Source organism: Arthrobacter sp. D3-18, assembly GCF_054408525.1.
This window is the reverse complement of the sequence record NZ_CP096440.1, coordinates 872,077-898,815: the sequence shown is the minus strand read 5'-3', so window position 1 is coordinate 898,815 and position 26,739 is coordinate 872,077. Positions and strand designations below refer to the sequence as shown.

The 26,739-nt window shown below is 62.3% G+C and carries 26 protein-coding genes; 8 read left to right on the top strand and 18 right to left on the bottom strand.

Annotated elements, in window-relative coordinates; translation table 11 throughout:
- Positions 1-62 precede the first annotated feature (62 nt).
- The gene (locus M1D89_RS06310) at positions 63-1,289 is read right to left on the bottom strand and encodes an acetoin utilization protein AcuC (RefSeq protein WP_498649013.1); all 1,227 of its coding nucleotides are present in this window, start codon (positions 1,287-1,289) and stop codon (positions 63-65) included.
- A 102-nt stretch (positions 1,290-1,391) separates the two neighbouring features.
- Between M1D89_RS06310 and M1D89_RS06305 the strand changes: the two genes are divergently transcribed.
- Both M1D89_RS06305 and M1D89_RS06300 read left to right on the top strand, forming a co-directional pair.
- Entirely contained in the window at positions 1,392-2,825 is a 1,434-nt protein-coding gene (locus tag M1D89_RS06305) for a TrkH family potassium uptake protein (protein WP_498649011.1), read from the top strand.
- Between the two features lie 40 nt (positions 2,826-2,865).
- Positions 2,866-3,504, top strand: a complete 639-nt coding sequence (locus M1D89_RS06300) for a potassium channel family protein (RefSeq protein ID WP_011775951.1) — start codon at positions 2,866-2,868, stop codon at positions 3,502-3,504.
- Positions 3,505-3,563: 59 nt separating this feature from the next.
- On the opposite strand, the gene proC is transcribed toward M1D89_RS06300, so the two are convergent.
- From proC to M1D89_RS06265, 7 genes are all read right to left on the bottom strand, one after another.
- The gene (proC, locus tag M1D89_RS06295; protein ID WP_498649009.1) at positions 3,564-4,394 is read right to left on the bottom strand and encodes a pyrroline-5-carboxylate reductase; all 831 of its coding nucleotides are present in this window, start codon (positions 4,392-4,394) and stop codon (positions 3,564-3,566) included.
- 329 nt (positions 4,395-4,723) lie between these two features.
- Entirely contained in the window at positions 4,724-5,557 is an 834-nt protein-coding gene (locus M1D89_RS06290) for a sugar phosphate isomerase/epimerase family protein (RefSeq protein WP_017199189.1), read from the bottom strand.
- A 1-nt stretch (position 5,558) separates the two neighbouring features.
- Entirely contained in the window at positions 5,559-6,683 is a 1,125-nt protein-coding gene (locus tag M1D89_RS06285) for a Ppx/GppA phosphatase family protein (protein WP_498649007.1), read from the bottom strand.
- 89 nt (positions 6,684-6,772) lie between these two features.
- The gene (locus M1D89_RS06280) at positions 6,773-7,207 is read right to left on the bottom strand and encodes an SseB family protein (protein ID WP_017199191.1); all 435 of its coding nucleotides are present in this window, start codon (positions 7,205-7,207) and stop codon (positions 6,773-6,775) included.
- Between the two features lie 66 nt (positions 7,208-7,273).
- Positions 7,274-9,997, bottom strand: coding sequence for a type I DNA topoisomerase (topA, locus tag M1D89_RS06275; protein ID WP_498649005.1), 2,724 nt, complete (start codon positions 9,995-9,997; stop codon positions 7,274-7,276).
- Between the two features lie 123 nt (positions 9,998-10,120).
- Positions 10,121-10,831, bottom strand: coding sequence for an ArsR/SmtB family transcription factor (locus tag M1D89_RS06270; RefSeq protein ID WP_498649004.1), 711 nt, complete (start codon positions 10,829-10,831; stop codon positions 10,121-10,123).
- Positions 10,828-12,477, bottom strand: a complete 1,650-nt coding sequence (locus M1D89_RS06265) for a DUF7059 domain-containing protein (RefSeq protein ID WP_498649002.1) — start codon at positions 12,475-12,477, stop codon at positions 10,828-10,830. Before M1D89_RS06265 ends, M1D89_RS06270 begins: the two co-directional genes overlap by 4 nt.
- Before the next feature lie 94 nt (positions 12,478-12,571).
- On the opposite strand from M1D89_RS06265, the gene M1D89_RS06260 reads away from it, so the two are divergent.
- Both M1D89_RS06260 and M1D89_RS06255 read left to right on the top strand, forming a co-directional pair.
- On the top strand, positions 12,572-13,012 hold the full coding sequence (locus M1D89_RS06260; protein ID WP_498649000.1) for a DUF6023 family protein: 441 nt from the start codon (positions 12,572-12,574) through the stop codon (positions 13,010-13,012).
- 62 nt (positions 13,013-13,074) lie between these two features.
- Positions 13,075-13,605, top strand: a complete 531-nt coding sequence (locus M1D89_RS06255; protein WP_498648999.1) for a DUF6023 family protein — start codon at positions 13,075-13,077, stop codon at positions 13,603-13,605.
- A gap of 9 nt (positions 13,606-13,614) precedes the next feature.
- On the opposite strand, the gene trhO is transcribed toward M1D89_RS06255, so the two are convergent.
- On the bottom strand, positions 13,615-14,511 hold the full coding sequence (gene trhO, locus M1D89_RS06250; protein ID WP_498648997.1) for an oxygen-dependent tRNA uridine(34) hydroxylase TrhO: 897 nt from the start codon (positions 14,509-14,511) through the stop codon (positions 13,615-13,617).
- Positions 14,512-14,672: 161 nt separating this feature from the next.
- On the opposite strand from trhO, the gene M1D89_RS06245 reads away from it, so the two are divergent.
- Both M1D89_RS06245 and M1D89_RS06240 read left to right on the top strand, forming a co-directional pair.
- Entirely contained in the window at positions 14,673-15,365 is a 693-nt protein-coding gene (locus M1D89_RS06245) for a GNAT family N-acetyltransferase (RefSeq protein ID WP_498648995.1), read from the top strand.
- An 83-nt stretch (positions 15,366-15,448) separates the two neighbouring features.
- A complete protein-coding gene (locus M1D89_RS06240; protein WP_498648993.1) occupies positions 15,449-17,791 on the top strand; it encodes a DEAD/DEAH box helicase in 2,343 nt (780 codons plus the stop codon).
- Between the two features lie 90 nt (positions 17,792-17,881).
- On the opposite strand, the gene M1D89_RS06235 is transcribed toward M1D89_RS06240, so the two are convergent.
- From M1D89_RS06235 to ssd, 7 genes are all read right to left on the bottom strand, one after another.
- Complete coding sequence (locus M1D89_RS06235; protein ID WP_498648991.1) at positions 17,882-18,229, bottom strand: Rv3654c family TadE-like protein; 348 nt, start codon at positions 18,227-18,229, stop codon at positions 17,882-17,884.
- An 11-nt stretch (positions 18,230-18,240) separates the two neighbouring features.
- The gene (locus M1D89_RS06230; RefSeq protein WP_498648990.1) at positions 18,241-18,627 is read right to left on the bottom strand and encodes a TadE family type IV pilus minor pilin; all 387 of its coding nucleotides are present in this window, start codon (positions 18,625-18,627) and stop codon (positions 18,241-18,243) included.
- Positions 18,624-19,043, bottom strand: coding sequence for a DUF4244 domain-containing protein (locus tag M1D89_RS06225; protein ID WP_498648989.1), 420 nt, complete (start codon positions 19,041-19,043; stop codon positions 18,624-18,626). The genes M1D89_RS06230 and M1D89_RS06225 overlap by 4 nt, the downstream gene beginning before the upstream one ends.
- A 167-nt stretch (positions 19,044-19,210) precedes the next feature.
- Positions 19,211-19,807, bottom strand: coding sequence for a type II secretion system F family protein (locus tag M1D89_RS06220; RefSeq protein ID WP_498648987.1), 597 nt, complete (start codon positions 19,805-19,807; stop codon positions 19,211-19,213).
- Complete coding sequence (locus M1D89_RS06215; RefSeq protein ID WP_498648985.1) at positions 19,807-20,601, bottom strand: type II secretion system F family protein; 795 nt, start codon at positions 20,599-20,601, stop codon at positions 19,807-19,809. Before M1D89_RS06215 ends, M1D89_RS06220 begins: the two co-directional genes overlap by 1 nt.
- On the bottom strand, positions 20,598-21,845 hold the full coding sequence (locus M1D89_RS06210) for a TadA family conjugal transfer-associated ATPase (RefSeq protein WP_498648983.1): 1,248 nt from the start codon (positions 21,843-21,845) through the stop codon (positions 20,598-20,600). Before M1D89_RS06210 ends, M1D89_RS06215 begins: the two co-directional genes overlap by 4 nt.
- Positions 21,842-22,999, bottom strand: a complete 1,158-nt coding sequence (gene ssd / locus M1D89_RS06205) for a septum site-determining protein Ssd (RefSeq protein WP_498648981.1) — start codon at positions 22,997-22,999, stop codon at positions 21,842-21,844. Before ssd ends, M1D89_RS06210 begins: the two co-directional genes overlap by 4 nt.
- Before the next feature lie 149 nt (positions 23,000-23,148).
- Here ssd and M1D89_RS06200 point away from each other — a divergent pair, with 149 nt between their 5' ends.
- Positions 23,149-24,840 (top strand): bifunctional 3'-5' exonuclease/DNA polymerase, encoded by a 1,692-nt coding sequence (locus M1D89_RS06200; protein ID WP_498648979.1) that lies wholly within the window; start codon positions 23,149-23,151, stop codon positions 24,838-24,840.
- Positions 24,841-25,028: 188 nt separating this feature from the next.
- Positions 25,029-25,229: a YegP family protein gene (locus M1D89_RS06195; protein ID WP_498648977.1), complete on the top strand. Its 201-nt coding sequence runs from the start codon at positions 25,029-25,031 to the stop codon at positions 25,227-25,229.
- A gap of 40 nt (positions 25,230-25,269) precedes the next feature.
- On the opposite strand, the gene M1D89_RS06190 is transcribed toward M1D89_RS06195, so the two are convergent.
- Both M1D89_RS06190 and nth read right to left on the bottom strand, forming a co-directional pair.
- Complete coding sequence (locus M1D89_RS06190) at positions 25,270-25,947, bottom strand: NUDIX hydrolase (RefSeq protein WP_498648975.1); 678 nt, start codon at positions 25,945-25,947, stop codon at positions 25,270-25,272.
- Positions 25,944-26,738, bottom strand: coding sequence for an endonuclease III (gene nth / locus M1D89_RS06185; protein WP_498648973.1), 795 nt, complete (start codon positions 26,736-26,738; stop codon positions 25,944-25,946). The genes M1D89_RS06190 and nth overlap by 4 nt, the downstream gene beginning before the upstream one ends.
- Between the last annotated feature and the right edge of the window lies 1 nt (position 26,739).

The following is a 26,739-nucleotide window of genomic DNA, read 5'->3' as shown; positions in this document are numbered from 1 at the left end:
CGACATATACGCCGATTGGCATCCCTGTTTCGTGGCGCTACAGCGTTAGTCGACCAGCACCGTCAGTCGAACCAGGGATCCAAGCCGTAGAGGGGGAAGATCTCTTTGCGCGTGGCAATGACCGTCCGGTCAACCTCGTCTGCGGGATCGTAGCCGACCTCCCAGGACCGCCACCAGACGTCCACGTCGTCGCTCATCGACTCCGGGGCCCACACGCCGTACGTTTCCCTCACGTATGTCCGCCACGCTTCAGGCACGGGCGTGCTGAGCGGCACCGGACGTTGCGTCACCATGCCGATCAAGTGGCTCCAAGCACGCGGCACAACACCGGTGACGTCGTAGCCGCCTCCCCCGGTCGCGATCCAGCGGTTGTCGCAGTAGCGGGCGGCAAGGCCGGCGACGGCGGAAGCCGCCTCACGCTGCCCGTCAACGCTCAGGTTGAGGTGCGTCAGAGGATCGTCCCGATGCGAGTCGCAGCCGTGCTGGCTGACAATCACTTCGGGTTGAAACGCGCCGACAAGCTGCGGGACCACCGCATGGAACGCCCGCAGCCAGGCGGCGTCGCCGGTGAACGCTGGAAGCGCAACGTTAACCACGGTCCCTGGAGCGTTTGGGCCGCCGGTTTCGTTGGCAAACCCTGTCCCCGGGAAAAGTGTGAGGCCCGATTCGTGCAAGCTGATGGTCATGACGCGGGGGTCGTTCCAGAAAATACTCTGTGTGCCGTCACCGTGGTGGGCATCGACGTCGATGCTCATGACGCGCTGCACGCCGCCATCGAGCAGCCTTTGGATAGCAATCGCAACGTCGTTGTAAACGCAAAAGCCGCTGGCCCGCTCCCTCGCGGCATGATGCATTCCGCCACTGAAGTTCACAGCACGGACGGCTTGGCCGGACAGGATGGTCTCAGCCGCCAGCAGCGAACCGCCGGCGAGGCGTGCACTGGCCTCGTGCATCCCCGCGAACGCGGGATCGTCCTCGGTTCCCAACCCGCGGTCCTCTTCGGGAGCCGAGGGGTCCACACTGACGCGGCGCACGGCCTCCACGTATTCGCGGCTGTGCACGCTAAAAAGTTCGACGTCGGTGGCCACCGTGGGCGCTTCAACAGCCACGTGCTGGTGGTCAAACAGGCCGAGGGATTCCGCCAGCCGCGCGGTCAACTCCAGTCGCTGCGGCGCCATGGGGTGACCTGGGCCAAAGTTATAGGCAGTCATGGCTGGATCCCACACCACCGTCGTTGGCAGTGCGGACCGCGTAATGCTGGAAGCCGTTGTTCCAAGCCGTGAGTTCATCCAGAACAGGCTACCTGAGCCCGGAGTAGCCTACTGCCCGGTTACGCCGCAGGAATAGTGGTTTACTACTCAGGAAAGCTTGTTCAACCGAGGAAGAGCGCCATGTCTCAAAGCCAGTCGCGGTCCACGAGCCCGACCAACTGGCAACCCAACCAGCAGGAGCGGGAAGGTCTCTGGATTTTCACGCGCGTGCGCGACTTCGTTGACAACATTGCCAACACCTCCCCTGCCCGTTTGGCATTGACCGTCTTCGCCGTGGTGATCCTGGTTTTTACCGGCTTGCTGTCCCTGCCCGCCGCTTCCACGGCCGGCACAGTCACCCCCCTGCACCAGTCCATGTTTACGGCGGTCTCGGCCGTCTGCGTCACCGGGCTAACAGTAGTTTCCACGGCCACGCATTGGACCTTCTTCGGTCAGCTGGTCATTTTGGTGGGCATCTTCGTGGGTGGTCTCGGCACACTCACCCTCGCCTCGCTGCTGGCCCTCATGGTCAGCAAAAGGCTGGGGGTGCGTGGCAAGCTCATAGCCCAGGAAGCCATGAACAACGCGGGCAGGCTCGGCGAGGTCGGTACGCTGCTGCGCATTGTCATCGTCACGTCGGTGGTGATTGAAGCGGCGCTGGCCATAGCCCTGATTCCCCGGTTCATTGTGCTGGGCGAACCATTCTGGCAGGCCGTCTGGCACGGTGTCTTCTACTCGATCTCCGCCTTCAACAATGCGGGATTCACGCCGCATTCGGACGGCATCGTCCCCTACGAAACCGACCTTTGGATCCTCATTCCACTCATGTTGGGCGTGTTCCTCGGCAGCCTCGGCTTCCCAGTGGTGATGGTGCTGCAGCAGAACGGGCTCAACTGGAAAAAGTGGAACCTCCACACCAAGCTCACCATCCAGGTCTCCTTCATCCTGCTCGCGGCAGGCACTGTCCTGTGGGCTTTGATGGAGTGGGACAACATCCGCACCATCGGCCGCATGGACATGGGCGACAAGGTGATCCATTCACTCTTCGCCTCCGTCATGACCCGCTCGGGTGGCTTCAACCTGGTGGACCAAAACCACATGGAATCCACCACCATGCTCCTCACCGATGCCCTGATGTTCGCCGGCGGCGGTTCTGCGTCCACGGCGGGCGGCATCAAAGTGACCACCATTGCGGTCATGTTCCTGGCCATCATGGCCGAAGCCCGCGGCGACGCCGACGTCAAGGTCTACGGTCGCACCATTCCACAGGGCACCATGCGGGTGGCCATCTCCGTGATCGTGGCCGGAGCCACCTTGGTGTCGGTGGCGGCCTTCCTGCTCCTGTCCATCAGCGGCGCCTCCCTGGACAGGGTGCTCTTTGAATCCATCTCCGCCTTCGCCACCGTGGGACTGAGCACAAACCTCAGTGCCGAGCTGCCGCCGTCGGGCGTTTACGTCTTAACCGCGCTGATGTTCGCCGGCCGTGTCGGCACCGTAACCCTCGCGGCCGGGTTGGCCCTGCGCCAACGCAGCCAGCTGTACCACTACCCGGAAGAGAGGCCAATCATTGGCTAGTAGCACAGGGGCAGCCAACCGCCCCGCCCACAACGCACCAGTGCTGGTGATTGGCCTTGGCCGGTTCGGTTCCGCGACGGCTGAGCAACTGGTCAAGCAGGGCCGTGAAGTCCTGGCTATCGAACGTGACCGGACACTCGTCCAGAAGTGGGCACCTGTGCTCACGCACGTCGTGGAAGCCGACGCCACCAATATTGATGCCCTGCGCCAGCTCGGGGCCCAGGAATTCAGCTCAGCGGTAGTGGGTGTTGGTACCTCCATTGAGTCCTCTGTGCTCATCACCGTGAACCTGGTGGACCTGGGCATCCAGCACCTCTGGGTCAAGGCCATCACGCCCTCGCACGGCAAGATCCTGACCCGTATCGGCGCCAACCACGTGATCTATCCGGAGGCCGACGCCGGCGTCCGCGCAGCCCACCTGGTGTCCGGGCGGATGCTGGACTTCATCGAGTTCGACGACGACTACGCGATCGTCAAGATGTACCCGCCCAAGGAAACAGTGGGCTTCACTTTGGAGGAATCCAAGGTGCGTTCGAAGTATGGCGTGACCATTGTCGGCGTGAAAACCCCGGGCGAGGACTTCACTTACGCCCGGCCGGAAACCAAAGTGTCCGGCCACGACATGTTGATCGTGTCCGGACACGTGGACCTGCTGGAGCGCTTCGCAGCGCGACCGTAGCGGCAGCGGCCATAGCAGCGCGGCCGTAGTGGCAAAGCCGTAGCGCCGTGGCCGTAGCGTTAGCCGAGCTGTTTGGTGATTTCTGCTGCCCGGGCTGCGGCCGCGCGGGCGCCGTCGGCAATGATCCTGGGGATCCCGCCGTCGTCGAAGGCCGCGATGGCCCGCTCGGTGGTCCCATTGGGGCTGGTGACGGCGACGCGGAGGGCAGAGGGGTTCGCTCCCGGTTCGGCCAACATGAAGCCGGCACCTGCCACGGTTTCGCGGGCAAGCATCACGGACAGCTCCTCGTCCAAACCAAGCTCCACTCCGGCCGCAGCCATGGCTTCGGCAAGGTAGAACGCGTAGGCCGGGCCGGAACCGCTGATGGCGGATAGTGCGTCCACCTGTTCCTCAGGAATCTGGACCACAGTGCCAGCACCGGCAAGTGCCTTCTTGGCCTTTTCCAGCTGCTCAGGCGTGCAATGCGTACCCGGGGAGACAGATATGACGCCGCGGCCCAGCCTTGCCGGCGTGTTGGGCATGGTGCGGATCACCGGCTGTCCGTCCGGCAGTGCCGCTTCGAGCTGGGCGATGGAGACTGCCGCCGCGACGCTGACAACGATCGTGTCCTTCCCCAGCGCGGGGCTGATTTCCCGGGCTAAATCCAGGATGCCCACCGGCTTGACGCCCAGAATGACCATGCTGGAGCCCTTGGTGGCCAATTTATTGTTGTCCGGCTCTTCCTCGCCTGCGATGGCCATGACCCCATGGCGCTGGGCGAGTTCGTCCGCCCGCTCGGCACGGCGGACGGTGGCGACGATATCGGACGGGTCCGTCCCGGCGGCAAGCAGGCCTCCCAGGATTGCCTCGTTCATGGATCCACAGCCAAGGAATGCGATTCGGTTGCTCATGGCTCCATCATTGCAGTTGGCCTTGGACGGGGTCTAACGAATTCCAGATTCCCAGCTTGCTCCCAAGGTTATTGCAGGCAGCACTCATTCTTGGTCCGTAACTTAGTAGTTACCTCATTGAGGGTGCGAGTGATGAGGCGGGCATGGGGATGTCCGCCAGCAGCACCGGTGGCCGGGCGGGTTTTCCCCCATTTCCCGATTCGGCCGCCGGTGCTTTCGCATTTAAGCAGCGCGAACCGCGCGAATCCCGCTCTTATCCGCCTGACGCACCCTTCAAGGGCAGGTCAGGCGAACAAGGTGAGGCGCTGACTTGCAGCGCTCGACGCCGATTAGTTGTCTACGCTGCGCAACAACGGGACGCTGAGGTGCTGTCGGGCGAAACGCAAGGTTTCTGCCAGCATTTCCTCGCGCTCCCCCGCTACCTTCGCCTTGCGCGTTGAAATCTCGGCCACTACGACGCCGTCGAAACCCGTGGCTGCCAAATGCTGCAAGGCATCGGCGCACTGCTGTGTTCCGGTGCCGGGCACCAGGTGCTCGTCCTTGCCCGAACCCGAACCGTCGGTGAGATGGACGTGCCGGAGCTTGTTCCCGAGTGCCTTGATGGCTTCCAGGCTGTTGGCCCCCGCAGTGGCGGCGTGGGAGAAGTCCCATGTGACGTCGTCGTAATCCTGGCCCAAAGGGTCCCAGTGCGGCAGGTAGGCCACCGCCTCGCGTCCACGGACGCGCCACGGGTACATGTTCTCGACGGCGATACGCACCCGGTACCGCGCGGCGATTTCCCGCACGCCTTCCACGAAGTTCTCTGCGTAGTTTGACTGCCAACGGAACGGCGGGTGGACCACCACGGTGTCGCAGCCGACGTCCGCGGCCATTTGGCAGGACTTCTCAATCTTGTTCCACGCCGTACCCCACACCTGTTGCGTCAACAGCAAGGTAGGCGCGTGGATGGAGACGATCTCCTGGTGGTACCGGTGGCTTAGTTGGATCAAGGCATCCGGGTTCTGGCTCACCGCGTTGTTGGTAACCATCACCTCCACGCCCTCGTAACCCAGGTCCTGCGCCACCGCGAAAGCGTCGTGGACGCTCAGGGGGTACACGGATGCACTGGACAGGGCCACGGGAATTTGGCGGTCATTCACTTCAGGTTCGACGTCGTTGCTCATCTCAGGAGGCCAGCCCGCCTGCCACTGGGGCTGGGATGGGTGATGGGGACGGTGTGTTTACAGGGACCGGGAATTCTTTGAACCCCGGGTGGGGCTCTTCTTCTTTATCGGGAGCCTTGGCGGCTTCCTTGGCTGCCTTTTTCTTCGATTTGTCCTTCTTGCGCTTGCCCACGTGCGGCGCCGGATCCAGGGCTTCCTCGAAGACCAGCTGGTCCAGGCGGCGCAGGATCAGGCCTTCACGAAGGGCCCAGGGACAAATCTCCATCTTGGGGAATTCAAAGAGCTCAAGTGCCGCTTCAGCAACGAGCGCGCCTGCCAACAACTGTCGGGCGCGGGCATCGGAGACGCCAGGAAGGTACAGCCTGTCTTCCACGGTCATGGCCGAAATCCGCTGTGCCCACAGCCCCAGGTCTGCTGCGTGGAGCTCGCGCTTCACGTACGGTCCTGCCGCGCTGGGGGCTGCACCGGCGATACGCGCCAAGGAGCGGAATGTCTTGGATGTGCCGGCCACCAAATTAGCCCGACCCAACTCGTGGAAGTCCCGGACTACCGGTTTCAGCGTGGACCGGATGTAGCGCCGAAGTTCCTTGACGCTCTTAGCGCTGGGCGGATCATCGTGGAGCCAGTCCCGCGTCAAACGGCTGGCACCCAGGGGAACAGACGTGGCGTACTCAGGGAGTTCATCCGTCCCGTACGCCATTTCAAACGAGCCGCCCCCGATGTCCAGGTCCAAGATGGGACCTGCTCCCCATCCGTACCAACGGCGTACGGCGAAGAAAGTCATGGAGGCTTCTTCGCTGCCCGTGAGCTCTTGGAGCGTCACCGTGGTTTCGTGCTTGACCCGGGCCAGAACCTCAGGGCCGTTGGTTGCTTCGCGAATGGCCGAGGTACAGAAGGCCAGGAGGTCCTCCGCCTTGTGGCTGGCCGCGAACTCCCAGGCTTCCAGGACGAACTCGATGAGCTCGTGCTGGCCGGCGTCGTTGATGTTGCCATCGCCGTCGAGGTACTGCACCAGGGAAAGGGGGCGCTTGTGGGAAGCGAAAGCTACCGGACGCGCGCCGGGGTGAGCGTCCACCAGCAGCAGGTGGACGGTGTTGGACCCGATGTCGAGAACGCCAAGACGCATTCTGCCATTATTCACCGATTCTAAGCCCGTGAAGCAACTTGGCGACGACGTTTCGCTGACCGGATGGTTACCGGCAGCCTGGGCCACCGCTATTCGGCGGACTCCCCGGCTTCGTCGGCGCGCTTGAAGTCGCGGCGAATGTTCGCAATGCCCTCGGGGTCGATTTCGAAGCCGAATTCACTTCCCGGGTTGATGACCATACCGAGTTCGTCTCCGATGTTGCCGAGGATCGCTGACCCCATGGTGCCCAGGACGTGCGGGGCTGCTTCGAGGAAGCGCTCATCCACGCGGCTCGGGTGGCTGAATACCGCCAGGACGGGCTGGCCGTCAGCGTTGGACAGGACCAAAGGCTCCACGGAGGAGTCGGGGCCGTCCACGGCTTCCGAGCTGACGAGGTAGACCTCGTTGTTCAGGAAAGCGAGGATGACGTCCACCGGGTTCGCGTCCGGCTGTTCGGCCGAGGCGAGCTTCGCCTCGAGGTCGTTCAAGGGTTCGTTGTCCGGTGAAACCGTCTGTTCAGTCATGGTTCTACTCGACCACGATGCCGGCCGGGACGCAATTCGCGAATGCTGCCCCGGCCGTCATGGTGACTACTTTTTGGCTGTTGCCTTCTTGGCCGGTGCCTTGCGGGTGGTGGTCCGCTTGACCGGTCCCTTGGCCCGCTTTTCCGCCAAGAGCTCGACGGCGCGTTCCCGGGTCAGCTCCTCAAGGGACGTTGAGCGCGGGACAGTGATGTTGGTGACGCCGTCAGTGATGTAAGGGCCGAAGCGGCCTTCCTTCACCACGATGTTCTTCTCGGAGACGGGGTCTGGACCGAACTCAGCCAAAGGCGGTACTGAGGCGCGTGCGCCACGCTGCTTGGGCTGCGAGTAGATCTCCAGAGCCTGCTCCAGGGTGATCGTGAAGATTTCCTCTTCCGAACCGATGGAGCGGGAGTCAGTGCCCTTCTTCAGGTAAGGCCCGAAGCGGCCGTTCTGCACCGTGATGGGGTTGCCATCCGCGTCCTCACCGAGGACCCGGGGCAGGCTCATGAGCGCGAGGGCCTCATCCAAAGTGACCGTATCCACGGTCATGGACTTGAACAGTGAACCGGTACGTGGCTTGGCCTTCACGGGCTTCTTGGGAGGCTTGGGCTTGCCGTTCTTGTAATACTCCACCGGCTGGTTGGCCAGCTGCTCCTCGGTCATCTCCGGGATGATCTCGGTGACATAGGCGCCGTAGCGGCCGTTCTTGGCAACGATGGTGTGGCCGGTGTGCGGGTCGGTTCCCAGGACCCGTTCCTCGGGGGCTGCGGTCTCCATGAGCTCTTTGGCTTTGTCGGCCGTGAGCTCGTCCGGAGCGAGTTCCTCGGGGACGTTGGCCCGTGCGGATTCAACCACTTCGCCGGTCTTCGCATCCAAGGTGGGGATGGAGCTTTCCAGGTATGGGCCGAACTTGCCCACACGCAGCGTGATGCCGTCGGCGATGGGCACGGAGTTGATTTCGCGGGCATCGATTTCGCCGAGGTTGTTGACGATGCTCAACAGACCGGGATCTGCGTCCTCACCGTAGTAGAAGTGCTTGAGCCAGGCAGCACCCACGGCCTGGCCGTTGGCGATCTTGTCCAGGTCGCCTTCCATGTCTGCCGTGAACTCATAGTCCACATAATCGGTGAAGTGTTGTTCCAGCAAGCGGATTACGGAGAACGCGATCCAGCTGGGAACCAGTGCAGAACCCTGCTTACGAACGTAGCCACGGTCCTGAATGGTGGAGATGGTGGAGGCATAGGTGGACGGGCGGCCGATGCCCCGCTTTTCGAGCTCAGCTGTCAGCGAGGCTTCCGTGTAGCGCGGCGGCGGTGACGTTTCGTGCCCGACAGCCAGAATGTCCGAAGCCGTCAAAGAATCATCCTTGGCCACGTTCGGCAGGCGACGGGCTTCATCGGACTCGTCATCACCACGGCTTTCGTCCTTGCCCTCCTCATAGGCTGCAAGGAAGCCAGGGAAGGTGATGACCGTACCGGAAGCGGAGAATTCGGCGTCGCGACCGTCAGCGGCCACTGCACCCAGGCGGATGGTAGCCGTAGAACCCTTGGCGTCAGCCATCTGAGAGGCGACCGTGCGCTTCCAGATGAGCTCGTAGAGGCGGAACTCATCACCGCTCAGCTGCTTGGCAACCTGCGCGGGAGTACGGAAGGAGTCTCCTGCGGGACGGATGGCCTCGTGAGCTTCCTGGGCGTTGGCAGCCTTGTTGGCGTAGACACGGGGGCTCTGAGGCACGTACTCGGGACCATAAAGCTCGGAAGCCTGACGGCGGGCAGCTGTCAGTGCTTCATCGCTCAAAGCAGACGAGTCGGTACGCATATAGGTGATGTAGCCGTTTTCATACAGTCGCTGGGCAACCTGCATGGTGCTCTTCGACGAGAAGCGGAGCTTTCGGCCCGCTTCCTGCTGCAGAGTGGAGGTGGTGAACGGTGCGGCAGGGCGGCGTGTATAAGGCTTGGTATCTACGGAACGGACGCGGAAGTCAGCGTTCTCCAGACCGGTAGCCAAGGACGTCGCAAGTTCCTCATTGAGGTGCACCACGTTGGAGGAGGTGAGCTGCCCATTGTCGTTGAAGTCCCGGCCACTGGCTACCTTGGAACCGTCCACGGCGGCAAGCTTGGCCTTGAATGAACCCGAATCTGAACCGAACTGGCCGGTGAGGTCCCAGTAGGATGCGGCCCGGAAGGCCATGCGTTCACGTTCACGGTCAACCACCATGCGGGTAACCACGGACTGGACACGGCCGGCGGACAGTCCACGGGCAACTTTGCGCCACAACACGGGGGAAATCTCGTACCCATAAAGGCGGTCAAGGATACGACGTGTTTCCTGGGCATCCACCAAAGCGGTATCGACATCCCGGAGGTTGTCCATGGCGCGGTGGATGGCTTCCTTGGTAATTTCACCGAAGGTCATGCGGTAGACGGGAACCTTGGGCTTCAGGACCTCCAGGAGGTGCCACGCGATGGCTTCGCCTTCGCGGTCCCCATCAGTTGCGAGGTAAAGGGCGTCAGCGTCTTTCAGCTGGGCCTTGAGCTCGGCGACCTTTTTCTTCTTGTCCGGAGAAACAACGTAGTACGGCTTGAAGTCGTTCTCGACGTCGACAGCGAACTTGCCCAACGAGGTCTTCTTCAGCTCGGCAGGGAGGTCCGACGGCTGCGGGAGGTCCCGGATGTGGCCGATCGAAGCCTCGACGATGAAGCCCTCGCCAAGATACTTGGCGATGGTCTTGCTCTTGGCGGGAGACTCCACGATCACGAGTTTCTTGCCGGTTTTTGCCTTGCTGGGCACGGTGCTCCTACAGAAAAAATGTGTAATTGGGCTGGTGCCCATATTGGCCTAGTTCACCATAGTTTGCAGAATCCTGCGTTTTGGTGCGGAACCAGGGCGGACAGTCAAAGACCCGGCGGGCTCTTACTGACCGGGTGCAACCCGGTCATCCGGGATCATTGACCACAAGGTTGCCACACGTTCAGCACCTTCCGGTATCCGAGTGGGGTCCTCGAGTTCGTACTCCCGCAGAACGGCGCGGATTCTGTCCAAAAGTTCCCTGCGCTGTGGGTTGGTTAAGTACAGCAGGTTGCTGGAAAGGACTACTGCTGCCGGCTCTTCTCCTGTTTCCCCCCGTTGCCGGCGTTCCCCGCGGGCCTTGGCGAAGGCCGAAGCCCGGCGTCGGAAAGCATCAAGCTCCAGGTCAACCACGGCAATCTCAGGGCTGGCAACACTCCCTCCCGAGATAGTGAAGTCCGTTCCGGCCGCTTTCCAGCGACGTTCCCGGGCATCACCGGCGTTTTCCGCAGGTGCCACGATCCCCCATTTCTGGAGGGCCCGAAGGTGGTAACTCATTGCACTGGGTGTCAGCCCGGTCCTGGCAGCGAGTTCCGTGGCTGTGTGGCTGACCTGTGTGGCGTAGAGCTCAGAGATGACCTCAATCCGGGCGGCGTGCGCCAATGCACGGATAGCCTTGGGATCAGTGATCTCAACCGTCTTCTCGGCACGCTTCCGCCGGGGAACATCGCCTGACGCTTGGGATGATTCGTTGTTCGCACTCACTTCATCAGTGTAGTCAGGGTCACTTCCCGGAGGCCCGGTGTTTGATGATCGCGGCGCCACACCCCGGATCATGCGCTGACCTGCGCCGGGTCTGGAAGAAGGAATCCGTCCAGGACCAGGTTGGTGACCTCTCGGAAAAGCCCTTCGCGGAAGGATTCTTCGTCGAAGTCCTCACCCCCGCCCAGGAGCGATACCAAAGCCGAGACGATCTGCCGGACCGACAATTGGCCGTCGCAGGCAGAGACGAACCCGGCCAGTTCAGTGCTGAGCAGATTGGTCCGGCGAAGTCCGGCCCCTTGCCTCAGGAGAATAACCCCGGGATGAACAGCTCCGGGACGCTGGTGCCGTTCCTCGGTGACGTCCTCGGCAACCACCAGGTGGGCCTCCGGGACCGAATGTGCGGCCACCCAATCAGCCCGTTCCACGGCAGCACCCAGATGCGGTCCGATCGGCTGCTCTATTGGGTAGGTGATTTCCTCGAAGCGGTTGATGATGACCCCGAGCGGTGTCTCCGGGCGGCGCAGCCAAATCATGCCGAAGCCAATACCGTCGACGTTCCTGGAAGCAAAATCGTCCAGATATGCGGCGTAGGCTTCCTTGTATTGCTGGCCCTCGCGGTTCTGCGATGCGTCCTGGAGCCAAGTCTCCGCGTACTGTTCGGGGCCTACTTGCTCCCGTTGGATGAACCAGACGTCCAAACCTGAGTCCTTCAGCCATGCCTTGGGCCGGTCCTTCCAGTTCGTACCAGAGCTGACCTCCCAATTGCCCAGCATTTGTGCTGTTCCGCCGGGCTCGAGGACCTCAGAGAGGGACTGCACGAGGGAAGCCACTATGTCGTCGCCGGGAAGACCGCCATCGCGGTAGGTGAACCGGTCCGCCGACGATTCGCCGCCTCTTCGCGGAGTGATGACGAACGGTGGGTTTGATACCACCAAGCCGAACTGCTCCCCTGCTACCGGTTCCAGGAGCGATCCAAGCCGAAGGCTCACCCGACGCTCCAAGTTGTCCGGGTCCAGCTCCAGTTCAGCGGCGTTCAGCAGAAGGTTGAACCGGGTGAACGCGAGTGCCCTCTCCGAGATATCCGTGGCTGTGACGTGCTCGCAGTGATGGAGCAGGTGGAAGGTCTGGATACCGCAGCCGGTGCCCACGTCCAGCGCTCGTTTGCTGTGCTTCCTGTACGTGGTTTGGACCAGCGTTGTGGAGGCACGTCCGATTCCCAGGACGTGATCGTGCCTCAAGACTCCAGGCTGCTGGTGGGCCGCGAGGTCGCTGGCAACCCAGAGTTCTGCACCGCCACTGCCGTCCGTGTTGGCGTCCCAGCCATAGGGGCGCAGGTCCACCTTGGCCTTGGCCATTCCTGAATCCACGGTGATCAGCCCCAGTTCCTCAAGGCCTTTTGCGCGAGTACCGGGGAGAGCGGAATCGATGTCCGGGACTGACTGCGGAACGGCAAGCAGCCAGAGACGAACAATCACAGCCTGTGACCGGAGGGCAGGGTCCTCGGAGTCCATGAGCCTCTCACTGGCAAGGAGTGCAGGAATCAGCTGGTCCCTGCCGAGTGCTTCTGAGGCGGATGCTCCCAAAAGCTCAGCCACACCGTCCACTGTGTAGTTGAGGGCACGAAGGTCTGCGGCGAGCGCCGAAAGCAGTTCGGGGCGGTCACTGCGGGGAGCATCGTCAATGTTGCCGGCAGTAAAGAGGGAAGCTGAGTCAGTCACCTTGCAAGTGTAGGGGCGGCGCACCCTGCCTTTGGATCGTTGACCAGCACTATGTGGACAAAGGCCGCCCTTGGAACCCGGTAGCGTTGGATTCATGCTCAACTTCTCCTCCACAAGGCGCCGTGCGGGCCTTGTCGCCATCATCGCCGCGGCATTGCTGGGGGTCTCCGGCTGCCAGGCGCCGGCCAACATCGAAGATGCGGACGTTCCTGCTTGGAAGGAAAAGATCCTGCCCGCGGCAAGCGGCGTGGTGTTGGAGGACTCCGGCAAGATCCTCAACCGGGACCCGTTGGTCAAGGAGTCCCCCAACGTTCCGGGCGGAAGCTACACGCTCACTATGGCGTGCGATGGGGGCGGCAAGGCGTACTTCGCGATTTCTTCGAGCGGCATCAAGATCGCGGACGCGGCCGCGGCATGCAATGGCAGCCTTGATGTGGTGAAGATCAAGGTGCCCGGGACGGGTCCCCTTAGCATCTCGACGAGCAGCGTCGACGCTCCGCTGATCTTCGCCTATCACATGGTTCCTGCCGCCTAGGGCCGGGCGCACCTGCTCCGATAGGCCTTTGGCCAGTGGCTTTACGGGCGTAAAGTCAGTGCATGGGCAGCAAGGCAGCTCGCTCGGTGATGCCACAGCGGCTGGCGAGGGCCGCCGTCGTCATCCTTGTTGTGCTGGGCGGCAGCCTGACGGCGTGCGAATACACCTATGACGAGGGCGGAAGGCCAGATGCCAGCCCTACCTCGACAGCGGGAAGTGTAGTTCTGCCGCCCGATCCGGCTCTGGAGGAGACCGTTACCGGCGAGGCACTCGAAGAGTGGGCAAAATCGGCCTTGCCTGAGTCCCAGGGGCAGTCGTTCTATTCAAGCAGCGGGTACCTCAATCCCGGCGAGTCCAAGTCTGAGCAAACAGTGCAATTACCGGGTGGGACGTACGCGGTGACGCTGGCCTGCCGTGGCACGCGCCGGGTGACGTTCTCCGTCAAGGTGGGCGAGGTGGAGCTGGTGAACTTGACGCTGGGATGCGCCAATGCGCGCGTGAGCGTGGTTCAGCTGGAAAAGGACGCCATACTGTCCATCACGGTGGGTACCAGGTCTGATGCCAATTTCACCTACCGGGTGAGCCGGCTCTGATTCGGATTGTCAGGCCGCTTCGCAGCCTCCGGGGCAGCGGAGCGTTTCCGGGCTGGAGGCACATTCCTCGCAGTACAGAGTTAAAGTACGGCAACTGAGGTTGGAGCAGTTCTCGAACTTGTTAGTGGGAGCAGAGCAGCGGACGCACTCGCCGATGGTCTTGGCTTCCTCGCTGAACTCGACGTGCATGCGCTTGTCGAAGACGTAAAGCGAACCCTCCCAGAGGCCTTTGTCCTTGAACGTCTCACCGTAGCGGACAATCCCGCCATCCAACTGGTAAACCTCTTTGAAGCCCCTGTTGACCATCAGGCTGGAGAGTACTTCGCAGCGGATGCCCCCGGTGCAGTAGGTGACAACCGGCTTGTCCTTGAGGTCGTCGTACTTGCCCGAGTCGAGTTCCTTGATGAAGTCGTGGGTGGTGTCCACGTCCGGAACGATTGCATCCTTGAACTTGCCGATCTGCGCTTCGAACGCGTTCCGGCCATCGAAGAACACTACGTCTTCGCCACTGGACTTCTTGGCATCCACCAGCGCGTGAAGTTCCTCGGGTTGGAGGTGCTTCCCGCCGCCTACCACGCCGTTGGCGTCCACCTTCAGTTCACCCGGCGCACCGAACGACACGATCTCATCGCGTACTTTGACGCTGAGGCGCGGGAAATCTGCTGCACTTCCCTCCGACCATTTGAAGTCGATGTCGTGAAAACCCTTGTATTCGCGAGTGGTTTTCACGTACTGCTTCATGTTGTTGAGCTCGCCGCCCACGGTGGCGTTGATGCCGTCCTTGGATATGAGGATCCTGCCGGTGAGGCCCAGCTTTTCGCACAGGGCACGCTGCCACAGACGCACGGCGTCAGGGTCGGCGATCGGGGTAAAGCCATAGAAGAGCACAATTCGGTTCAAAGCCACTATTAAAGGGTACTTGGTGCAGTAAAATCCGTTCGTTCCGCGCGGTGTCTGCGTGTGGGCCTGCGGGTTGGCCTGCGGCCGTAAGTCACAATTCCATAAGCAACCATCGGCGGGCTGATATGGCTCTGTTGCTTGGTGATGCGCTGGCATACTCTCTCTACATGAGTCCAGACGCCTTGGTTGAAGACATTGCGCACCTCTTGGAAGTCTGGGTAGCTGGCTGGTCCGGCTGCCGCGGCTATGAGTTACGCCAAGAGGGCCGCTTCCCTGCCGCACTTCGCGCCGACAAAACCGGTGATTGGGAGTATTTCGCCCATGATCCGTCGGACGAAGAGTTCGCCGCCCTTGCGGACAAGACCGCAGAATCCCCAAACCGGATCCTGACGGTACTCACTAACGACGTCCAACGGTACAAATACCTCGCTGAGCAGCGCGGACTCACCGTGACGTCCGCATCCCAGACCATGATGATCGTGGACATGGAAACCCAGGATTCTGAGGATCCGTGGCTCCCTGACGACGATTTGGAGCTCGCTACCTCCGAATCAAACGGCGTCCATCACGCAGTGGTCCACTCTGGTGAACAGGTTGCTGCCAGCGGCCGGGTCTACGTCGTCAATGGCACCGCCATCTTCGACAAGATCGTCACCGAACCCGATTTTCAGCGCCGAGGTCTGGGCAGCTTCATCATGAAGGCCCTCGCCGCTCAAGCTTTCTCGCACGATGTTGAGAACGGGCTTTTGTTGGCTTCCTTGGACGGCCAAAAGCTGTACTCCCATCTGGGCTGGGACGTGGTGTGCCACGTCCTCATGATGTCCAGTGGCACCGAAGGATCGGACCTGTCAGGAGCCTAGAAACTCCCGCTAACAGCCAAGCACGACGGCGGTGCCGCTAAGGTGCCGCCGTTGGCGTGCCCGCACAGTGACAGAATGATTCGGTGGCTGCACCAAATTCACTGATCTCCTTACTGGGCCGAACGGCGGACCCTGAGCAGTTGCGCCATGTCCACACCATCCCTGCCCGAAAAGCTGTCAACGAACCTTGGCCCGACTGGGTCCACCCGGATGTGGTGGCGGCGTACGGCACCCTGGGCATCCACGAACCGTACCGGCACCAGATCCAAGCGGCAGATCTCGCCCATTCCGGGCAGCACGTTGTCATTGCCACCGGAACTGCCTCCGGCAAGTCGCTCGCCTATCAGCTGCCGGCGTTGGATGCGATTCACCGTTCGGAGCTGCGAGTCCTATCTGATCCTGGAAAGATCCACGACGACGGCGCAGTCACGCTCTACCTGTCCCCTACCAAGGCCCTTGCAGCAGACCAGCTCGCGGCGATCCGCTCGCTGAAATTGCCTACGGTCCGGGCTGAAACTTACGACGGCGATACTGACGTCTCGTCCCGGCGCTGGATCCGTGACCACGCCAATTTCATCCTTGCCAACCCGGACATGCTGCACTTCGGGATCCTCCCCAACCACACATGGTGGGCCCGGTTCTTCCGACGGCTGCGCTACGTCATCGTAGACGAAGCACATAGTTACCGCGGTGTGTTCGGCTCACACGTGGCCAATTTGATGCGGCGCCTGCGCCGGATCTGCGCTTATTACGGTGCGGGGACCTCCTTCCCCGAACCTGTCTTCATAGCTGCTTCCGCCACCGCTTCCGATCCCGGGGTTTCCTTTGGACGGCTCATAGGCGCTCCCGTCAGGGAAGTTTCCGAAGACTGCTCTCCGCACGGTTCCACTACGGTGGCCTTCTGGGAGCCGGCCCTGACCGATGTCAAAGGCGAGAACGGTGCTAAACAACGGAGGACAGCAGTAGCTGAGACCGCGGACATCCTGGCCAACCTCGTTTCGTCGCGCGTCAGGACCATCGCGTTCATCAAGTCGCGTCGCGGCGCTGAGTCCATTGCCTCCATTACCAAGAGACTGCTGGATGAGGTGGATCCCAGTCTTCCAGGGCGGGTGGCAGCCTACAGGTCCGGATACCTGCCCGAGGAGCGGCGGGCTTTGGAGCAGGCCTTAAGGTCCGGCCAGTTGCTGGGGGTCTCCAGCACCTCCGCCTTGGAGCTTGGTATCGACATCTCGGGCCTTGATGCCGTGCTGGTCGCCGGATGGCCGGGCACCAGGGCCTCGCTCTTTCAGCAGATCGGCCGCGCAGGCCGCGCGGGACAGGATGCAATTGCGGCTTTTGTGGCCAGCGATGATCCCTTGGATACCTATCTGGTGAACCACCCGGAGGCGATCTTTGACGTCTCGGTGGAGGCCACTGTCTTCGACCCCGGCAATCCTTACGTTCTTGGCCCGCACTTGTGCGCGGCGGCGGCCGAGTTGCCGATCGGACCGGCGGAGCTGGATCTCTTCGGCCCCACTGCCGAGGGTCTCCTTGATCGCTTGGTGGTGCAGGGCTACCTTCGCAAGCGTCCCGCGGGATGGTTCTGGACCCACCCGGAGAGCGCTGCCGGGATGGTAAACCTCCGGGCCGACGGAGGCGGGCCCGTCAGTATTGTTGACGCCGAGACCGGGTCCCTCTTGGGAACCATGGACTCGCCACAGACGCACTATCAGGCTCATACAGGTGCCATCTATGTCCACCAAGGTGACAGCTACCTGGTGGAGGACCTCAACGAAACCGATCACTGCGTGATGGTCCGCCGGGTAAATCCGGACTTCTACACCATGGCTCGGGATGTAACCCAGATCGAAGTCCTTGAAACCTCGCGATCGGTCCAGTGGGGTGACATCACCGTGCACTTTGGCGACGTCAAAGTAACCACCCAAGTGGTCTCCTTTCAGCGCAAGGCCTTGATTTCGAACGAGATCCTCGGTGAAGAACCCCTCGATCTGGGAGCCCGGGACCTGTTTACCAAGGCTGTCTGGTTCGTGGTGGACAACCGTTCGTTGCACGGCGCCGGCTTAGTGGAAGCGGAGTTCCCCGGCGCGCTGCATGCGGCTGAACATGCCGCCATTGGGCTGCTCCCCCTGGTGGCATCCAGTGACCGCTGGGACATAGGCGGCGTCTCCACCGCCCTGCACGCCGACACCGGGGTGCCAACGATCTTCGTTTACGACGGCCACCCAGGTGGTGCTGGATTCGCTGAGCGGGGCTTTGAAAAGGCCAAGATTTGGCTAACGGCAACCCGGGAGGCCATCAAGGCCTGTGAGTGTGATGCCGGCTGTCCGTCCTGTGTTCAGTCACCTAAATGCGGCAACAAGAACAACCCGTTGGACAAGGCAGCCGCCATCACACTCCTGGACGTGTTGTTGAAGGACGCCAGCTAGCCAAGAGCGTCAGCTAAACATCACAATGGCGCCACTCAAACAACGCCTTGGCCAGGCCCGTCCTGCAGGAACCGGTCCGGTGTGTGCCGCCTACGGAGGAGGTCCAGCCCGTGCCCTGCCCGTGGCGACGCCCCATTGGAAGGGGCGTGCCAACTCAGTCCTGACCTCCACCACATTCCCGCCGGCCACCGTGCAGGCCGCGAGCTTCGCATCGTGCTTCGCAGCAACGTCTGCTGCGACGGCACAAGGTTCCCCGGAAGCAAGACCCCGGGCAGCATCTGCGGCTGCAAGAGCCGCCAGGTCAGCTGCCGACGCAGCCCGGGATGCCATTACCCCTGCCTGCGCGAGGAAAAGCAGACCAAGAAGCATCGCCATGACCACGGCCCCAAGTCCCAGGGCGAGCACTGTGCCGGCCCCGCGCTCACTCCGGGTATTCACCAACACTTTCTTCACGGGGTGCCCGCTTCTGCCCGTGCTGACGCAGATGCTTTCAGCGTCCAAGGGATAAGCGGGCCCAAGGCTCCGCCCACTGGCGACGAAGCTGTCACGGTCAGCCACTCGCCGTCGTCGGTCAGCGTGGCGTTAACGCCGTCCCCGGCAAGTCGCTTGACGACCCCTTCCACCGAGCCCGAGGTCTCACCCCGGGCCGATGCGCGCGCTCCCGCCCTGGCTGCTTCCTCCAGTCGAAGTTGGGTGATGCCTGCGGCGCCGCCTGCCAGCAGGAACGCCAGGAGCAACACAACGGCTGGCAGGGCGACGGCGAACTCCGCAGTGACAGCGCCCCGTTCCGCCTCTCCCCCAAACACTCTCCCGCGGGCAGGCAGCATATCCGTCATGGTAAGGACAACGCCGTACGGATCAGGTTGAGCAGGAAGCCGCGGACCTCCTCGCTCCGAAGGATGACCACAAGGAGACCCGCGAGCCCAACAGCAGCGAGGGTGGCTATGGCGTACTCGGCGGTGGCCATGCCCGCTTCCGAACCCATCAGCCTTGTCCTTGCCCAGAAGCCATCGCCAGCAAGTTGTGTCTCCTCGAACTCCTCAAGATCGTCGAATCCCACTTCGAACTGCCCGAGTTCGTCCTCGAGATCGAATCGCTCAAGGTCGTTGTGTTCAAGCTCGTACTCGGAGAGCTCGTACTCGTGGGTTGTCCCCGATTCTCCGGAAAGAACCCCAAGGTCTTCAACGGGGTCCGGTCGATCCCGGGGCGCATCACAGAGAATGTCAGGAAGCGTAGTGGACAGTGTTTTCACGGTGGGTTCCTTTCAAGAAGTGCCAGCGGGTCTGCCGACAGAACCGACTCTTCCGTGGCGTGGAGTAACCGGAAAGAAGTCGATTCCTGCAAGTGGATAACCACTCTTGAATGGCAGGATGTGGAGGAAAGGTTGGGGTTCTTCCTCGAGCAGGCCTGTCTCCCCCTTCAGCCTGAGGGAAGCATGGCGATCAGGACGGGAATGATCCCAAGGCAGATAAAGGCCGGCAACGAGCAGAGACCCAAAGGAACCACCAGCTTGACTCCCAAGGCAGCGGCCCGCTTCTCCGCGGCCCGGAACTGCTCACGCCGTTCCCTAGCAGCCTGCGCATAGAGGATGGCCGCAGACGGAGCACCGGTCAGGGCTGCAAAAGCCAGTGCGTCCTTGAGGCGGGTTACCTCGGAGCCGTGCGTCGTGGGGGTCCGCCAGGCAGTCTCCCAGTCGGCACCAAGGGCAAGTGCGGCAACAACTGGCCGGAGTGATTGCCCGATTGGTGGGGAAGCACACTTTGAGATAAGTTCCAGTGCCCGCCCTATTCCAGCTCCAGCGTCGAGCATGGAGGCCACCAGTTCCAGCATCATTGCCGTATCGCGGAGCCCGTCCGTTGCCGGGTCACCATCGGCTGCCGTCAATGACCCCGTCGGCGCTTCAGCCTCCCTACCCCGGGGACGTAACCGCCTCCTCAGCGGCGTGGGTGCCGCGAAGCTGATGAAGGCCGAGAACGCCATGATCGCCATCATCACCAACACCGGAGCTCCGGGCATCAGAGGTCTCCGGCCGCAGAAGCGACCAGCCGTGAGGACCAAACCCTGCCCGCCACCGTTAGCAGGAGTCCCGCCGCGAACGTGGCAACACCCAGGAAGTTGTTCAGCAAGATCCCCAACGGATCCACGCCCAATGCCATCCCCAGCCCAAGCCCGAAGACCGGGAGCCACGACAACAACCGAACGGTAGCCTTGGGCCCTGCGAGCGCCGTCTGGCGGGCGGCTTCGGAGTCTTCCTCGGCTTCCAGTTGGGCTGCGAATCGGGTGAGGAGGTCAGCTAGGGGGCAGCCGCTGGTTTCGGCGATGTCCAGGCATGCTGCCAGTTCCATCCACACTCGTCGTTCGGAACTTCCGCGTCGCGGATACGCCTTTGCTGCCGTGCCACGGATGGCTTCAGCAGGAGAATTTCCTACGGTTGACGCTGCCCGTGCTGCTGCCAGTACTTTTAGCGACTCGTTCGACAGCCCGGCGTTCCCCCTCTGCATTGCAGCGGCCGTGCCACCGTCCGTAATGTGCCGTGAACCGTGGACAATCCATAGCTCTTCCCACAGCCTGTGGGTTCCCCGCCCGCCGCGCAGGAGGGCTGCGAGCTGTTGCACCAGCACCACAAGTGACAAAGGCTCGGTCCGCTTTCGTCGTGAGCGTCGGGGCCAGGCCCTTACACGAGCGTTGGTACTTTCCTTCCCGCCTGTCGGCTCCGCCAGGCTCCTCCGAATTCGTCGGCTGCCGGCACCATGGCCCCGGAGCTGCAGCCATGCCGCGAGTGCCGCAACGAGGACGAACGTCCCAATCATTTGCCGTCCCCGGCCTGTGGCGACAAATCAACTGCTCGCGAGTTAGCGTCCTCTTCCAGCGGCGCCAAGGAGAGCCGGGCGGCAAGTCCTGGCCATGCTGGTCCGTATGTCACTCCTGAGCGGTTCCAGCCGAGGGCCGGCACCACCTTCTGGCCAGCCCGTGTATCGTCCACTACGCCAATGGATGCCACTTTCCGCCCCGACGAGGATCTGTCTACGTGAATCACGACGTCCAAGGCACTGGAGACCTGCAACCGGACGGCTTCTGCGTTCAGACCCGCTAGGGCGCCGAGGGCCACCAACCGTGCGGGTACAGCCTCGGCGGTGTTGGCGTGAATCGTGCCACCGCCGCCGGTGTGGCCGGTGTTGAGCGCGGTCAGCAATTCACGGACTTCAGCGCCTCGGCATTCTCCTACAATCAGCCTGTCCGGCCGCATGCGTAGTGCTTGGCGGACCAGCTCTCCGAGGTCCTGGGCTCCTCCACCCTCAAGGTTTCCATGGCGTGATTCGAGCGTCACTACATGTGGGTGAACGGGATTGAGCTCGGCGGCGTCCTCGATGAGCACCAATCGCTCGGCCGGATGGCTCAACCCGAGCATCGTGGAGAGCAGCGTTGTCTTTCCTGAACCCGTGGCACCGCTGATGAGGAAACTCAGTTTGTGCGCCATGATGGCATGCAGAACCGCCTCGACGTGCTCAGAAAACATTCCACTTTCCCTCAACTCGGTCAGAGTGAACACCTCTTCCCGGCGGATACGGATGGACAGCAGGGTGCCTGCCGTTGAGATCGGTGCGAGGACTGCATGCACCCGGTAGCCTCCCTTGAGCCGGACGTCCACGCAGGGAGAACCGTCATCCAATCGCCTGCCCCCGGCTGCAACCAAGCGTGTGGCCAGCGACCTGATCTGTTGTTCAGTGTCGAAGTGAACCGATGAACGTTCCAAGCCGTTACCGCGGTCCAACCAGACTGAATCGGGTCCGTTGACAAAGATGTCAGTGACGGAAGGATCCTGAGCAAGGTGTTGGAGGGGTCCCAACCCGTTCAATTCCGCACTGATGGATTCCGCAGCTTCCAACGCCCCAGCAGTACCTAGAAGTCTGCCGCTCGCCTGCACAGCTGCTGCGACCGTTGACGGGGTGACGGCTCCGGTCCCGGCGAGCACTGATTCCCGCACCGTCTCAAGAAGAACGGCGTCCAGCCTGCGGCCCTGCCGACGCCGGGTTCCCTCGGCGAAACGGCTCATTGGATGACACCGTTCAACTCCGGCACAGAGTTCAATTCCAGCACAGAACCGGCAAAACGACTGATCTGCTTTCGGCGTCCGAGTTCCAGTAATCGTCCACGTTCGGTAGCAGCCGCCACGCCACGTATCTCGGGAAGGACGCCCAACAGCGGCAATCCCAAAGATTCGGAAATCAGCGGAGCGTCCACAGATGTAGCGCCGGTTCCGCGGACCAAAAGTCCGGCGTCGCCGGGTGGGAGCTCGTCGAGGACACGCGCGGCCGCCACAGCGCATTTGAGGTGAGCCTTGCTCAACAGCAAAATCCTGTCGCAGTCCCACGCGAGCGTCCCGAGTCCTTCCCCGCTGCGTCCGATGTCCACCAGGACGAGTTCGAAGCTTCGGCGTGCGGCGTCAACCACGGCGGCTACAGCACCGGCCGCGGGAATATGGACCGGTTCCCTGGTCCCGGGCCATGACAGGTAGGCGAACCCACCGGCCACGGGCAGGGAGTCCCGGAACTTGGAGGAATCAATGCTGCCGCGGGTTTCGGCGAAGTCCGGCCACCGCAGGCCTGGAATTTCGTCAGCCGTCACCGCCAGTTCAAGGCCTCCACCCCAACGGTCACCATCGATCAGCACGGTGCTGACGCCATGCCCTGCCGCAGCCTGGGCCAGCCAAATCGCGGTGGTTGTAGCTCCCGCCCCGCCACTACCGCCGATGATTCCCATGACCGTGCCCCCGGGGTCTGGAGAGCCGGACGTGCTGAGGTGTTCAGCCAGCCAGGCGGCGGCCTCGGGAAGGACGGCTACCCGTTCAGCTCCCAGTGAAGCAGCTAAACGCCATAGCCCGTCACCTTCAGAGGCTTTGCCGAGCAACACTGTGGGAGCCCTTCGCCGCGGGGGCAGTTCGCGGATATCACTGCCCACTAGAACGACGTCGGCGTTATCCCAACCATGGACGGCCTCCGCCACGTCAATGGCCGTTTTCAGGTTCCCGCCTGCCGCTGCGACTATCCGTTTGGCCTCTTCCTGAAGGTAGGGGTCGCCGGAAACAAGCAGTATCCCGACGGCGTCGCGGGGCACCCAGGATCCGTCCGCGTCCCCCTGCGCTGTCTGGCTGCTGCTTTGCCCGTGGTGCGTGCTGGTTTGCCTTTGCCGACGATTTCGCATGCTCATGACATTCACACTGATTGAATCGGCCGTGACTACATAAGGTCTGTATGCCGTTATGTGCACAACCGAGGACGGCCGCAGTTGTGGAGGAGTAGTCGCTCCCCGCCCCAGCACTACCGCAGCACCCCGCCGCACAGGGCAGAATGGACACCATGTATTTGCTGCTCGCCGCCCACCAGGAAGGCGCAGCCATACAACGGATCTCTCCCACCGGAAAGGCGACTGCTGACGCGCGCGTCGTCACCCGCGGTGACTTGCCCGGCGTCGTGCGTGAATTCGAAGCTCAGCGGCCCCGCTGGGTGTGGCATCGTGCCCAGGAATGGTATCCGGAACTGCTGACTCATGGCATAGAACTGGAGCGTTGCCACGACCTGGCGCTCTGCGGAGTCATTTTGGCCCACTCTGAATTCACGGCGCATACGGACTACGCGATGCATGCGGTCAAGCTCACGCAGGACGACGACTCAACACCGCCACGGGCTCTGCAGCCCCCGCCACCGCCCGTGGACCAAGGCGCGCTCTTCGAAGACCTGTCGCCGTCCAACCCCAAAGCGGGGTTGGCTGAACTCAGGGAGGAGTTCGCTGCCCAGCAGCACGCCATCTCTCAGATCCCTGCTGACCACCAGCAGAAACAACGCCTGCAGTTGCTGCTGGCCGCGGAGTCTGCGTGCGCCATCATCGCCATCGAGATGCAGCACGCCGGTGTCCCGTGGCGAGAAGAGTTGCACCAACAGATCCTTGCCGATGTCCTGGGTCCCAGGCCGCCGATTGGGCACAGGCCTCCGGCACTCGAGGCTCTCTGCGCCGAGCTCCGGAGTATCCTCAACTCCCCCAGCCTGAATCCGGACTCCCCGCAGGACCTCATGCGCGCCCTGCACCGGAACGGGATCGAAGTGAAAAGCACCCGTCAATGGGAGCTTCAGGAATCGAAGCACCCTGCCATCCAGCCCCTGCTCGCCTACAAGAAACTCTCCCGCCTGCATACCGCCAACGGCTGGTCCTGGTTGGACGCGTGGGTACGTGACGGGCGATTCCACCCGGAGTACGTAGTGGGTGGCGTCGTGTCAGGCCGCTGGGCTTCACGCGGTGGCGGTGCGCTCCAGATTCCGCGCAACATCCGGGCAGCGGTCCATGCGGACCCGGGCCACAAACTCATCGTCGCCGATGCCTCGCAATTGGAGCCGAGGGTCCTTGTGGCACTGGCGCAAGACACGAAAATGGCAGAGGCCGCCCGCGACAAGGACCTCTATGCCGGCATCGCTGCCCAAGGTTTTGGCGGTGACCGTGCCAAAGCAAAGATTGCGCTGTTGGGAGCCATTTACGGCGCCACCACGGGCGAGTCGGGCAGGCTCATGCCGCAACTCACGCGAACCTATCCACGCGCCGTCGGATTCGTGGAGCAGGCGGCTCGTGAGGGCGAAGCGGGCCGGACAGTCACCACGCGGCTGGGCAGGAGCAGCCCACCGCCGTCGGCCGGTTGGTTGCGGAGCCAGCAGTCCACCACCGCTGAAGAACAGCGCCGCGCTGACAACCTGGCCCGTTCCAGGGGCCGTTTCACCCGCAACTTCGTGGTCCAGGGCTCGGCGGCTGAGTGGGCTGCCTGCTGGCTTGCGGAATTACGACGGCGGCTGCGGGCTTCGCGAGCAGAAGGCTCACCAATCGGGGAACTCGTCTTCTTCCTGCACGATGAAGTGATGGTTCACGCACCCGACTACGCGGTAGACGCCTGTATCAGGGCCATCGAAGAAGCGGCTTCAGCAGCGAAGGAACTCATGTTCGGGCAAATTCCAGTGGAATTTCCGGTGAGTGTGGCGGTGGTCGATTCGTACGATAAAGCGAAGTAGCCGGACCATAGCGGCAAGCCGTGGGACTATCCAGTCACATCTCGCTGTATGAGCCGGGATGACCCGCCGATGACGGGTACTGCGAAGTAACTTTAGTTCGTCCCCTGTTCTGGATACTTTCACTATGTGGATAGTTTTGCTGATCCACATCTGTGTGCAAGGAAGCATCAAAAGGGGGAAGCATTTCGATGGCTGGCAGGTTTGAAATTCTCAAGGACAACAACGACGGTTACCGGTTCCGCCTGACTGCGGCTGACGGAACCGTCGTGGCCGTATCACCAACTTTCACGCACCTGGAAGGCGTGGTCGCCGGAATCAACGCCGTGCGGGAAAACGCCGCAACGGGACTGATCGTGGACCGATCGACGACGGCCCGCGAGGCCGCCTAATCAGTCACGAAGGCGCAGGACCAGTCAGGCAAGGGTCCCATTAGAGGTCGATGTCGTGCAGCTTGTCCTTGTCCCAGGGAACGGTCCAGCCCAGTTCGTCAAAGAGGCCACTGAGGACCATCCCGGTGAAGCCCCATACCAGCACGCCATTTACGGTGAACCCAGGGCTGGTGTACGTGCGGCCAAACCGGGAGATAGTGGCGGTGACGCGGTTGACTGGATCCAAAAGGTCGCGCACCGGCACCCTGAAGACCTGGGCAGACTCGGCGTAGTCCACAACCCGAATGGGCGATGGCGCATCCCACCATGCCAGGACTGGCGTCACCCGGAAGTTGCTCCGGATGAGGCCAAGTTCAGGGATGACTCCAAGTACACGGACGCCACTTGCGTCCAGGCCGGTTTCTTCCACAGCTTCGCGAAGGGCAGCGGCCACTACCGACTCATCTTCCGGGTCCACGCTGCCGCCCGGGAACGCCACCTGGCCCGGATGGTCGTCAAGTGTGTGGGCCCGTTCCAGCAAGAGGACATCGAGGTCGGCCGGCGCGATAGGCCGCCCCGATTCGGCAGGAATGTTGTCCAGCACGCCGAAAAGCATGAGGACTGCGGCAGCCCGGTTGGTCTCGGGGGTGACAGGAAGCTTCTCCCAGAGGGCCGAGTGCTGTTGCTGGCCGTCTTCAAAGCGGGTGACCAGCGCGGACAGTTCCTCAAGCGCGGTCACCCGGGCCTCCTTTGCGATTCCATGCGGATCTCCGCGGCCCTGTGCGTCTCGGCCAAGAGCTTGTCCAGCAAAGCTTCATTGCCAGGCGCAAGCTCGTACTTCAGCAATTTGGCTGCCTTTACGGGATCCGTTTCACCCTCGCCGTAGCTCGGGCAGAGGCTCGCGACCGGGCAGGCACCACAAGCCGGCTTCCTGGAATGGCAGACCCTGCGTCCATGGAACACCACTCGATGCGAGAGCATGGTCCAGTCCTTGGGTTCAAACAATTCGGCGACGTCGAACTCGATCTTCACAGGATCGTCCGAGGCAGTCCACCCGAACCGGCGGGCCAGCCTGCCGAAGTGTGTATCCACGGTGATCCCGGGAATACCGAACGCATTGCCCAAAACGACCTTCGCGGTCTTGCGCCCGACGCCCGGGAGCGTCACCAAATCTTCAAGACGCCCCGGGACCACGCCGTCGTACTCATCCACAAGCCGCGTACTGAGGGCCAGGACGTTCCTCGCTTTAGCCCTGAAGAAGCCCGTTGGCTGCAGGATTGTCTCCAGCTCCAAGGGATCCGCCTCAGCCATGGCGCGGGCATCCGGGTAGCGGGCAAACAGGATCTTGGTGACCTGGTTGACCGCCACATCAGTGGTTTGGGCCGAAAGGACTGTGGCCACCACCAGCTCAAAGGGGTTCCTGAAATCCAACTCCGCATGCGCGTAGGGATACTTATCAGCGAGAACCCTGTTGATCTTGCGTGCCCGGCGTTTGAGCGCGAGCAGCGAACCAGCTTCAGCGATGGCCACG